7 protein-coding genes and 1 pseudogene are annotated in these 12,514 nt (G+C 48.5%); 1 reads left to right on the top strand and 7 read right to left on the bottom strand.

The genetic code is table 11. The features are described 5' to 3' along the window. Positions 1 to 315: 315 nt before the first annotated feature. From NC796_RS25935 to NC796_RS25915, 5 genes are all read right to left on the bottom strand, one after another. Complete coding sequence (locus tag NC796_RS25935; protein ID WP_310688746.1) at positions 316 to 3,264, bottom strand: glycosyl hydrolase; 2,949 nt, start codon at positions 3,262 to 3,264, stop codon at positions 316 to 318. A 373-nt stretch (positions 3,265 to 3,637) separates the two neighbouring features. Continuing rightward, a complete protein-coding gene (locus tag NC796_RS25930; protein WP_310688744.1) occupies positions 3,638 to 6,370 on the bottom strand; it encodes a hypothetical protein in 2,733 nt (910 codons plus the stop codon). Positions 6,371 to 6,385: 15 nt separating this feature from the next. Further along, complete coding sequence (locus tag NC796_RS25925) at positions 6,386 to 7,180, bottom strand: polysaccharide deacetylase family protein (RefSeq protein ID WP_310688742.1); 795 nt, start codon at positions 7,178 to 7,180, stop codon at positions 6,386 to 6,388. Between the two features lie 268 nt (positions 7,181 to 7,448). Beyond that, the gene (locus NC796_RS25920; RefSeq protein WP_310688740.1) at positions 7,449 to 8,243 is read right to left on the bottom strand and encodes a DUF1080 domain-containing protein; all 795 of its coding nucleotides are present in this window, start codon (positions 8,241 to 8,243) and stop codon (positions 7,449 to 7,451) included. 105 nt (positions 8,244 to 8,348) lie between these two features. Beyond that, entirely contained in the window at positions 8,349 to 11,042 is a 2,694-nt protein-coding gene (locus NC796_RS25915; RefSeq protein ID WP_310688738.1) for a c-type cytochrome, read from the bottom strand. Between the two features lie 222 nt (positions 11,043 to 11,264). Here NC796_RS25915 and NC796_RS25910 point away from each other — a divergent pair, with 222 nt between their 5' ends. Further along, positions 11,265 to 11,729: a plastocyanin/azurin family copper-binding protein gene (locus tag NC796_RS25910; RefSeq protein WP_310688737.1), complete on the top strand. Its 465-nt coding sequence runs from the start codon at positions 11,265 to 11,267 to the stop codon at positions 11,727 to 11,729. A 98-nt stretch (positions 11,730 to 11,827) separates the two neighbouring features. Here the strand turns inward: NC796_RS25910 and NC796_RS25905 are convergent, their stop codons facing one another. Both NC796_RS25905 and NC796_RS25900 read right to left on the bottom strand, forming a co-directional pair. After that, complete coding sequence (locus NC796_RS25905) at positions 11,828 to 12,262, bottom strand: Dabb family protein (protein ID WP_310688736.1); 435 nt, start codon at positions 12,260 to 12,262, stop codon at positions 11,828 to 11,830. Between the two features lie 67 nt (positions 12,263 to 12,329). Continuing rightward, a pseudogene (locus tag NC796_RS25900) lies at positions 12,330 to 12,514 on the bottom strand (sugar phosphate isomerase/epimerase); the annotation flags it as partial.

Genomic DNA, 12,514 nt, shown 5'->3' with positions numbered 1-12,514 from the left:
TTGTTTGCTGGTTTTCCCAGGGCAAAACAGCCTCCTTTTTGGAGGTCATCATACAAAATATAAGCGCCCTGCAAAGTGTAAAGGATGTCTCCGAACACCTGTAAAGGATGTCCCCGGTCTGGACATTCGAAGGGGGACTTTAGGGCTAGTACAACACCACATGCCATACTCGCCCAAAAAACAGGTGAACTCGTTTGCTATTATACCAGATCCCTGATCCCGAAAACTCGGGACGGGATGACATGGAAGCCTTTTTCAAACCCTCAACCCGTTATTGTACCTTGTTAATGTCATTTAAATTCCCAGCAACCAAGGTTACTGCATCCTGTTGACCGGAACCATTTTAACCGGACCAACCAAACCTGACGGCAACGGTTCCCAGTCAGAAGCATCGAAGAGTCCGCGCTCGTTTCTGTTTTCGCCCAGTCGTGCCGGGAAATTCACGTTGTAGAACTTCTTCCAGTTCACCTCCTGCTTTTCCATCCAGGAGATTCGATTCGCCATCAGGTTGGCAATCTCTACTTCCAGGGTGTTTGTATCCTCCAGCAGGGCATTGTCAACATAAACCTGGAAGGTCGGGCCAATGAGCTTTGCAACCTCCTCCCCATTGATGCTCACTGTGGCGCTTTCGTGGACTTCACCCAAGTCGAGCAGCCAGCCCTCCGCATCAGATTGGGGCCTGTCAAACGTAATCGAGTACTCCCCTTTCCCGGAAAAACGTTTAACTTCATCTCCAGGAAAGCCGGTCCATGAGCCGAGTGTATCGGTCTCAATTTCGCCAGGCAGTTCGGGACCGCCCTCGGTAAATTCAAGGGTCCAGGTGCCATTTACCGGCACTTCATCACCTGTTGGCTCAACATAACGATAGGTCGCTTCGCGGCTTTCTGAAGCATTTGTTTCCAAGATGAACGATTCACCGGGATCGGCTTGCAGATAGATTTCTGACCCACCATCCTGGGAAGTTCTAACCCTGGCATAGCCCAATTCGTCCTGCATCGGATCAAATATCGTGGCTGATTCAACATCACGAGCCAACGGAACCCAGCCATCGACTTTTTCATCTGCCCAGTTCGTTATGAAATAGGTATGCCCGGACTCATGCTTGCGACGGTTAAACTGGAGGCCCTGATCAACCATAGCCTCCCGCTCGATTCCAGAATAAGTTAAGAGCCCATTAAGATTTTCTCCCCGCAGGATGCGTCCTTCTCCAACAGTCGCTTCCTGGATATTTTGGCCTGAGACTTCACTAAAGGCTAATTCATCAACAAGACTTTTGAATTGAGATTGTCTCTCCTCGAGATTCCCCAACCCCGGTACTCCTTCGGGTAATCCCTGGTAAGCGAGGATCGTAGCTCCATTTCTGGCCAAGTCAATCAGCTTTTCAAAGGTGGCAACAGGAATATAACGACTCTGTGGAACCACGATCGTTTGGTATGAAGTCTCACCGGTTTGCAACTCGCTTCCATCCTGTTGCACTTCCAACACTTGTTTATCCGAAATAAAATCGAATCCATAGCCCTCCTCTACCATCTGTTCCGCTCCCTGCTTGAAGCCACTACCGTCAAAGCCGGCATCCAGTCCGCCGTCAAAATGGCGCAGCATTTCGCTGCCCGACTCAGCCCACTGGTCGTGAATCGGGAAGTATAGCAGCAGATCGTTATCCGGGGTACCTGATTGCAGGAATGATTGAACACGGGCCACATAGTGGTTAAAGGTTCCGAAATGGTCCCACAGCGGATTTCGCTCATTGAAATGAACGGCGGCATAGAACAGCCACCCAGGCCATTCATCTCCTTCAGGAGAATAGGCGGTGCCGTGATAAAAAATATGGTTCACCCCGCTGACAAAGTAGCGGTCGATTGCTGTCTTGACATTTGCCAGGTTCGACAAGAAGTGTTCATTGAGCCAGGTCGCTGACTCAGCTGATGTTAGCTGCTTTCCCGTTACGTTTGCAGCAGAAGAAGCCATTTTGGCCCTCAGAATATCGGTGCCTTCGGTCTCGGGGATGTCACTGGCCGCATACAGATCAAGAATATTGGCCGGAGATCCATGGGCCTGGTTGCGAATAAGGGCTCCATTATCTTCCGCCCACTCGTCCCACTTCTGGGTAAACTTCTCGAGGAGGAGATCAGATATCGTCTCCCGGTAATCTGTGAGTACCCGGGGGTGCTCTTCCGAATCCTCATTCAACAGGGCCGGTAGATGATCCCGGAGATCGTAGCCGCGCCGCTTTTCAAACTCTTCAAAAACAGCAGGGGTCCAGTTGGCCTGGCCTTCGGCATCGTCTACCTCATATGAATCATTAAAGAATGACCGAAGGTTGCTCAGGTCATCACCTGCAAATGCGCTGTCAAAGGTTGCCAGGTAGTGATCCAGTGCTGGTTCTGAAAAATGATCGATTACAAGCCCTTCGCCGCCGGGCGCCGCACGCTCCACCATCTTTCCGTGCCATCCTGTAAAAACTGCGTATAGGCTCCATTCACCGTCGGGAGCTGTCCAGTCCAGGCTTCCATTCGCTTGCACTTGATCTGTTAAATCAAATACCTGGCCATCATCGGAATAAGCCATGAGTGCCTGAAGTGGCAAATCTTCCTCAAACCGAACCTGTTCCAATGCCAATCTCTGCAGATTCTCATTGGCAGAAATTGGTTGTTCAACATCCTCAATCGTTAAGGGCTCACTTCCCTCTTTTTCAAGCGGATCGTCCACCGTCCCCTGTGGCTCTTCTCCCTCTGCTTTCAAAAATCCGTGCAGCTCATAGACATGATTCCCAACGGCACGTACGTACGGTTCCTGTGTCAGGTTGATGGTCTCATCCAGCGTCTCTCCTCCTGAAAGTTCATATGTTTTGTAGTACAATCGCTTGGAAGCGTGCTCCCCGTGGATCCAGGGACCACCAAACGGCCACCCCGTTCCGGTTGCCATATCGATCCCGATATCCAGGCGCTGTCCCTCACTGAGCGTATGATCCAGCATCTCCATCCAGCGTGGGGAAAGATAATCCAGAAATTGGTCCTCGTAACCTGCGACACCATAAATCGGGGTGATCTCGACGCCTCCCAGTCCTGCATCATGGTATTCTTCCAGGGATCTGGTCAAATTCTGTTTATCCACAGCGCTTCCCTGCCACCACCAGCGGGTCCAGGGCTTGTTTTCCTGGGTTATCTCGGGCCATTGTGGTTCCGGGCTGCTACATCCGGATGTCATCAGAATGGCTAAAAAAATTGATCCAATAATTATGCTGAACCTGTTATAACTGCTCATAGTGTTAGGTTTTTGATATTGTATCGTGTTACCGGTTAGATTCCCTATACCTACCTTCAATCTGCGTAATTACCGGGAGATCCATATCCCTCAGCTAACGCAGAGTTCATAGATTAACTGAAGCGTTATGTTAGTACATAGTTAATGCGTTTAGCGGTTTGGTTAGGAAACAATAATTAACAATAGAACCTTTCAGTCATCCTGCACCCCGATGCAGGATCTCGCAAGGGTACATGCGTTGATTCTATTTTGGATCATTATCAACGAATATCATCTTTACTAGATCCTGAATCAAGTTCAGGATGACTGAGAGGCTTTTCATAACCACTCAGCGTGTTGTAATTAATAAATAAAGAAAGAATGAATGTGATTATTATTCGCTCCAAAGAGGATGATCTTCGGGTATGGTATCGCCAATCAGTTCCAGCACCTCGATAGCATTCAGGCACCATTGGGCGGTACTGTTCGTCGAAGTCCAGGGACTTACGAGCATCGGGCGGAGCGTCTCGGGACCATCCACGAGCTGGGTTTCAAATCGACTGTTTGGTCGCTGCCAGCCACCATCGGGAGATCCCAACAGGTGATTCCAGGCTCGTTCTTCCAAAATCTCACTGTCCAACTCTTTTGCCGCATAGGCCGTCAACCGGGCGTGCCACGATTTAAAGTTGCCATCTCCCAGTTGCCTGTTTGCATCAGTCCTTTCCGGGGCATCCTCTGGCATGCTGTACAGTCGCGAATACTCCAAAAAGGCATCCTCAAACCCCTCATGATCAATCAAATCCAGCATCTCAAAGATCACTTCCGCTCCACCCATTATCATGGCCAGGTGGGAAGTGTGTTCATCGTTTGTATTGCCGGTATCATTTACCAATCGGCCTGTTTCGGGATTAAAACCCAGCACCCCGGGGCCGGAAAACAGCCCATTTCTCATCGATGCCAAACTTTCCATCCCGTTGACAATCTTATCTCTGTACTTGGTATCTCCTGTTCGCTCCCATTCAGTCATCCAGTTGCCTGCCATGGCCAGCCAGTCGGGACCAAATCGTGCTCGCGCCGGGGCCTTACTGGTATATTCGTCAGTTGGCATTGCAATTCGCATCGGGTCGATACGGGCGATTGCATCTTCCGTATCTGTAACCGCATGCATCAGGTCACCCGTGCGTTCATCTGTAGTCAAATAGTAATAAAATCTGCGCAGTACTGCCTGGCTTATTCGCGCTTCTTTTGCCCCATCGCCCCAGTGAATGACGTTGTGACGCGAGCCCAGATCTTCGAACTTGCCCAGGTGGTAGACATCCACTTCCCCGGTGTGACGCGTCATCGCCTCCGCCATTCGAAAAATATCCTCACGCCCGGTCCGCAGGTAGCTGTACCAGAGCCACATATCGGGGACCAACTCTGAATTTGCCCAGGCAAAACCGCCAACATCGTATCGCCATTTGTGCCTCACGCCATCATAGCTGTGCATAATGTCGCCGTAATCCCAAAAGCCGTACCAGCGTCGTTGTTCAATCTCGCGCTTGTAAAAAGATATCGCCTGGTTCAGCTTATCTTCAATCCAGCGCTTGCCGGGAGTGGAACGGTCGGGCAGACTCCAAGGGCCAAAGACATCAACAGAATGCAGGTATTCGGGCGATGCGGTCAACAGGGGCGGCTCCTGGCTGATTCGCGCCTGGTCCACAAATTCTTTGTGGGATGCCACGCTACTTTGTGGGAACAGGGTCAATTCATGGGTCCGTGCCACGCCGTGGGCGATACTGAAGCCGGGTTGCACATCTTCGTAGCTGGCCTGCAAGCCGTGGGCTTCGGTATCGTAATGGCGCATGTCCATCGCCTCCCCTTCGGGCGACCAGAGCCATACTTTAAGTTGGGCTACATCCTTGGTTGCATTGTTAATCTCTAGTGTGGAGGGGTAGGTCTGCCAAAAGTTTTTGGCTCCCACTCCCAGTCCGCCACTCACATCACCCACATAGGCAAGCCCTGAGGCACGCGTTCCCGCCCCGGCTGAAATCCAGGCTCCCTCTGGACCGGTTCGTTTCTTAATCGTAAAGCCATCGGGACTGCTTTGCACCAGTTTATAATCATTCCAATCCGCCAGGTCAGTTATAAGTGACTGCATTTGCGGATCGAACTCCTCCAGGTTCGGGACACGCCGACCTTTTTCCTGATCCGGATAGACATCCTCACCTTCGTATGAAATCCGTCGCCTGCTCTCCAGGGGCTTAACCGGCTCAGCCCACAGCCCTTCATCTTTGCCGGTGAAACGGACATGCCGGTTATGGACCTCTTCCCGCAACGGTACGTCGAACTCTATGGCCAGTCCTTTTATGAAATCGTGTTCCTGGTCGCCGTCATATACAAAAGAATGAACCATACGGACCGGTTTCTTGCCGGCATAAAAATAAAGGCGTACAGTGAAAGGAAGCCATGCCTTGGTGGCATTTACCGATTGGTGTCTGCCATCCAGACGAATTACTGCTCGCACCGGACCATCCTGCTCCATAGTTACGGATTCAACCTGGCTTACATATTTTTCACGGGCCGGTGGTTTTATAACATCATTTCCAGGACCTTCCTGAGAAATAGCGACCAGATGACCATTCTGTGCTACTAACCGATCATCCGCAATCAACGAGTCGATAACACCTGAACCCTGCATTGAGATATAAGCTTTCAAGGGCCCGGTATCTACCAATATCTCTCCATTCTGTTTTTGAACGCGAACCTGATTATTGTACCCTGCCACTTTCTCAGTCGAAGTCAGGGTCAAGGGCCCTTTCACCGTTGAATCTGCCACTGTAGCCAGTCCCATCCATTTCACCGAACCGTCCGGCCAGTACGCCATCGGCCAGCTTTGCACCGGCAGATTTTCTCCTAATTCAGTAGACATCTGGAAGGATACATTTTGCTCAACCTCTCCACGCGGCCATGGCACGCCCCAGCTCACCCCGGTTTCGTGCTGCGGTGGATGGTCAGCCAGCCACTGCAAGGTTACCTCATTTTCAGACTGACCATGAACAGATTCACCCCAAAATCCTGTAAAAAGCATTATTAAAACCGAGGCGTATATCGTTTTGCTGATAATGCTTGAACGATCTAACATCATGAATAATAGTTATTCTTAAAAATTCGGTTTTATCAAGCGCCGAGCCTCTTTTGGATTGACATACTCTGCCAGGTCCTCCAGGGCAATCACGGCATAATCGTGTTGATCCAGGTACTCCAGGTAATATTTAAAAAGTCCCGGCGGCGTAGTAACCCAGTCGTGGGCGTAATCCGGTACGCCGTGAATGGTCATCACTACTATTTTCCCATCCCGGGCCTGCTGAAAAGCATCGATCACCCGAGCGGTATCTGTTCCGGTAGTACTGAAACTTGGAATTAAATATGGATGATCTTTTTGGGGATCGTAGGCGCGGCCGCCACCTACACGGGCAAAGGTATATTTTTTCTTCTCTAAAACATCAAGAGCATAGGGCGCAGTTGCATAAGCAGGATAAGCAAAAGTAGTCGGTTTGGGTATCTCCATTTGCGCCCCCTTCTTCTCAATGTAGATCAGCTCTTTTACCAATTCACTCTCCCGCATCTGGTCAACATGCGTATGAGAAGTGGTGTGATTTCCGATTTCGAATCCCATCTCATTGAGGATGGCTATCTGCTCCCATGTCATATATTTTTCCTTGTCGTCAAAATCGGGCGGGAACTCGCAGACAAAGAAGGTTCCTCCAAAATTATATTTATCCAGCAAAGGAGCTACAACCTCGGCACGCGTACTTACCGCATCATCGAATGTGAGCACTACTAGCCGATCGGGGATTTCCTGCTTGATAATCTGAGCCTGCCCAATTGAAACACAGAACAATAATGACACTGCAAACAGACATAAGACAATAATTCGTTTCTGTCGGATAGTCATTGCCATTCTTTCTTTGTAATACACCCGGCTCCCAAACAGATTCTGTTTTATTTAAAAGATTTGGGACCAATTCTGTACTTAGTTAATTAGAAAACCTTATTTCTAAAATCCAGAAACAAAATTGACCAGATCACCTTTCGTTCTATCTATACCTAAAGAGGAACCAAAGATGTGATTCTACTACTTTTTATGAATTATAGGTTTGTTCATCCATTCGCTTTGATAAGTAGTAAGTCTATACAGTAGCCATAAAAAAGTACCGGCACTCCTAATTGAGCACCTTGAGTTCAACATTTCGCAACTCCACCCGCATAGGGGGACCTACATGCAATTGAAAAGCCAAAATTCCCTGGTCAAGAGGAATAGATGAGTGATCAATCACCTCATGCATCAGGTGGTCGTTGATTTTGGCACGCATGGTGTCACCGTTGGCATAGACATGGTACCGGTTCCACTCGTCATGCACGATATATTTGCCCAGCTCGGCTTCCTCAGCAAAACGCTCCTCCTGCTTTTCGCCTTCACTATCAAAAACCACGCGCTGTCCCCGGCGCGCGAGTATCCCACGCTTTTTCTCCTCATAGTGCAGACCCGGAATCCAGTCACTCACTGCAAAATCGACCTGGTTTCCGCGGACCCTGTACTTCAGATTGGGCTTGTCATCGGTCGTAAACCGCTCAGAACGGAACTGCAGGCCGGAATTACCAGATAGCTCTCCACCTGCTTCCACAAATCGATACTCAAACCGAACCTCAAAATTAGCTGGTTTCCCCTCTTCCCATATGAGAAAAGTATTTTCCTCTATATTATTTTCCTGGGAAGTTTCTCCCACAATAACCCCGTTTTCTACACTCCAGAGGCGGGGATCTCCATCCCAGCCATCAAGATTCTCCCCATTAAAAATAGTCTCAAACTGGGAAGTTTTTTCAGCTTTCGTTTGGTTTGATGTATTGTGAGATGCCTTATCCTTTTCTTCGCAGCCAATGACCAGTCCCATCATAAGAATTAATATGAGATAAGACCGTGGCCCTTTTAATAAATAGCCTGCTTTTTCTGTGAACATAAGTACCTAATTTTAAAATAGTGTTTAATATTCTTCCGGGGATATACCCCTAACGGTAGAAATCAACTATCCGGGGGGCGGAACCTTTAGTCAGCTATTCTAATATTATTCTGAAGTTTCTTCTTCATTTTCGTCTGACTCTGACTCTTCCTCTTCTCCTACATAAACCTCATCTTCCGGATTTCCCCCCGATTCTATATAGGCCATTAAGTCCCGCAGCTCATCGGGGTTAAGGGTATTGATTAAGCCCGGAGGCATCTGGGAAATATCAACTGGTTCGATAGAAACAACCTGGTCGCGATTCACAACCGTTGGCGGCTCATCCGGATCCCTGGTATACACTTTGAGCTCGCCACCGCGCTCTACAACCAGGCCTGTCACTGTATCCCCATTTTTCAGCGTTACTTCTGAACTACTGTACTGGTCCGAGATCAGGATATTGGGATCAATAATTTTTTCGATAACTCCTTCTACACCAAACCTCCTGGCCACGCTATTCAGGTCGGGACCGATGTTTCCGCCGTATCCTCCCAATCTATGGCAGGCTGCGCAGCCGATGGCATGGAAAAGGCTTCGCCCTCGATCAAAGTTCAGTTCTTCTCCTGTTTCTCTATCTCCGCCTTCCTCGTCATCATACATCACGTCCATGGCTCCATCAACCGTCCATTGACGACCCGGCCCCTCCGGTGGATTGATTTCAAAATCCGGCTCTTGGGCCAGGCTCACTCCGGTTAAATCCGATACGGCTTCGACCTCTTCTTCAGTAGCGTTGGCAAGTGCTTCGTCTCTCATTCGTTCAAGAAAGCCGGTATAGCTTGCCCCGCCCATACCATCAGCGGCTTCGTTTATGAAAGTAAAATACTCCCGGCGCTGCTCAATTGTCCATCCTTCGCTCAAATTACGAAGCATGAATGCATATTCGAGCTTGTGGGTTGGTGGAGGATTATTGATCATCTCACTGATCGTTCCCCCGTAACGCTCATTCCGTTTGAGCAAGTTTTCACTCCAGTCTGGTGGAGAAGGTTTGGTATCTTTTTGCAGCAGTGTCAATGCTTTCCCGATGACCCTCGAATCCTTTAGATACACCAGGACGCGAATCAGTTCCGTATTCACTCTTGCATCATCATTCGGCAGCAGTTCCTGTAACCTGTTGGTAATTCGAGTTCTCAGTTCATCGCCGGGATCCCCGAGCCTCATAAAGATGAGAGACATCGCCCGCAAGTGCCCAAGTTGCTCCTGGGCATCCAGGGCGTGGGCATTTAGTTCCAATAGGGCGTTGATCGCTTTATCGCGGTGACTCTTCGTCCCCGTGCGAGCCAATGCTACCATTGCGGTAATCCGCGCTTGTGGATTCATCTCCGAAAACGCTTTTTGTGCCCAATACTCAACGGGCTGGGCTTCAATCGCTACACGTGCTGCGTGCCGTATGTACCGGTCTTCATTACTCAGGTATGGCCACGCCGTTTCCACTGCATTGGGATCTTCCTGGCCGTGAATTGCTTCCAGCTTGTGTCGTATTTCGCGGGCCTTCTTCGCCTCCGGGTTGTCTATTGCTTCAGCTGGAGAAGTAGACTCATTCCCGGTATAAATTACCCGAAAAAGGTACGACTGCTGGTTGCGGCCACCTGTTGTAAAATACATTGCGCCATCCTCACCAACGACGGCATCGGTCAGCGGCAACGGGCTCCCGGAAAGAAACTCTTCGACCTCAGCGGTATAACTGGATCCCTTGGGAGTTAAATGGAAAGCATACATGGTACCGAATGTCCAGTCCAAGCCAAAAAGGGCTCTCTGGTAGCGAGCGGGAAACTCAGCCCCGGTTCCAAACAAAAGACCGGTCGGCGAACCCGGACCGATGTTTACCAGCGGCGGCAAACTGTCCTCGTAATATTCCTTCCACTTCCCACTCCCACTTCTCCAGCCATAATCACTGCCACTGACAGCGTGCAGCAGGCGGGTCGGCCGGTACCAGGGCATCCCCATATCCCACTCCATATCGGAATCGTAGGCAAAAAGGTCACCGTGTGGATTAACTGCAATATCGTAGGTGTTGCGGTACCCCATACTTATCATTTCCCAGGTGGTGCCTTCCGGATTGATCCTCGTGATATATCCTCCGGGGGCAAATATTCCACGGGCGTGCCCACGGGCATCCCAGTTACGGGGAAGCAGTATATCTTCTTCCCAATTGGCCAGGCGGCTGCCTGTTAACTCGGGGGACGGAGTATGGTTGCCATTCACAACGTAAAGTCCGTTGCCATCTTCCGTAGGTATAACTGAATGGTTCCCGTGCTCTCCGCGTTCTGCAGGACCACCCAAATATTCCATGATATTTAATTGATTATTACCATTGGAATCACGCAGCCTGAAGAGCCCCTCCCCGTTTAAGTTTGCGTATAGGTGATCAAAAGACCACAAAAGCCCCTGTGCTCCCAGAGCCGGCATAATCATCTCTTTGACATTCACTTCCGGTTTATCCAATGTTCCGCCGACACTAATTTTAAAAAGTCCCTTGTCTTCCTGATCCGAAGCAATCAAATTGCCTTCGGGTCCAACAGCCAGCGAAACCCACGAGCCTTGATCTTCACGGGGTACCTCATATAGCATTTGAACTTCAAAACCGGGCAGGACCTGTATATTTTCGGTTACCGAATCCTCTTTTGTGAATTCGGCATTCTCATTCCCACTTGCAACTTTTGAAATCCCCGTTTCAGAAACATCATAGGCAATTAACATCAGTGGTATTATTAATACCAAAATGATATACCCAAATCCCATTTTTGTTTTAAATCTACTCATTTTACCCATCCTTTTAAGTTGCATATACGGAATACGAACATATCCCGTCTTCTGATTTATCACTAATACTTGGCTACAATTACGATAGAGAAGGTCATACTTAAAATCTACTGATAACTATTACTATTTTTTTAACCCCTGCAGAAACAACATTTTTTTAGAAACTACCTCAGATATACTATCTTGATCGACTATTTTTAACCAAATTTGAGATGATATAAGATGTACTTACTTAAAAAAACAGTATGCCTTTCCCTCTTACTTTTTCTGTCGTTCTTTATTGCTAATGCCCAGGACTCAGATGTGCGTACCATCCAAATAGAAGGCAGTGACCAAATGAAGTTTGATGTTACCGAAATTACGGCTGCACCAGGAGAAGAAATAAAAATTGTATTAACAACGGTTAGCAAATTGCCCAAGGTTGCAATGGCCCACAATGTAGTTGTTCTTAAAAAAGATACTGATATCAACGCTTTTTCAAGGGCGGCGGCAACAGCAAGAGACAATGACTTTATTCCCTCAAAACTTACCGATCAAATAATTGCCCATACCCCGTTGGCTGGTGGTGGGGAGACTGTTGAAATTACTTTTACAGTTCCCGAGGAAACCGGTGACTATACCTATATATGCTCATTCCCGGGACACTTTGCGGCAGGCATGAAAGGAACGTTAATAGTTGAGGAATAACTTCCCTAACAAACTCCTGACGAGGGAACACAGCTCTGTTTGCTCCATCCCATAGCGCGGGCAATATTTCCCGCGCCGGGGCGAAACACTTGTTTTTTTTAGTCTTCACTTGCCCAATAGTCAAGCACCATCACATCTTCCAAATGGGGCTCCAACACACTAACAAACGCTTTGTGGTCGGGATGGGGCAAGTAGGTGGCACGGTCTTCTTCACTCTCAAATGTCACCAGGAAACAGTGGGTAAATCCCTTGTTAAGGCCCTCGGGGCTGTTATTTGTGCCCCACTCGTAGTCCGAAATCGCATCGATCTTGTCCGGCAGTGCAGAAAAGGCCTCCTCTACTTTGGTGATCTCCTGTTCGGTAGTATTTTCTTTAAACTTGATCATAACTACGTGACGTAGCAGCTCTTCATTCATAGTCTTTTCTTTGTTCACAGTTTCCGATTCCGTTTCGCTGATTATCCCATCGAATGAGAGGGGAGAATAGCTCAGCAGTAATGCAATTATTGTAGTTAGAAATATAGATGCCTTCATAAGAAATTGTTTTTCTAGATTCTAATTTTACTGGTAATATCACCAGGCTATTAATTTCTGAATTTAATTATAACCCAAATTTTTCACACATCTTATTAATAAATGCAAAGCCTTCTTCAGCCACATCCCAGGGCTCGTTGTATTCTCGCCACACATTAATGGAATTGGCAAAGTCGGGATCATCCCGGGTAAATGCCTCAATGGTCAGCCACCCTTCATAGCCGATATCGGCAAGTGTGGAAAACGTCTCCT

Source organism: Aliifodinibius sp. S!AR15-10 (assembly GCF_031569985.1).
Classification (GTDB): domain Bacteria; phylum Bacteroidota; class Rhodothermia; order Balneolales; family Balneolaceae; genus JAMQKA01.
This window is presented reverse-complemented; position numbering and strand designations above follow the sequence as displayed.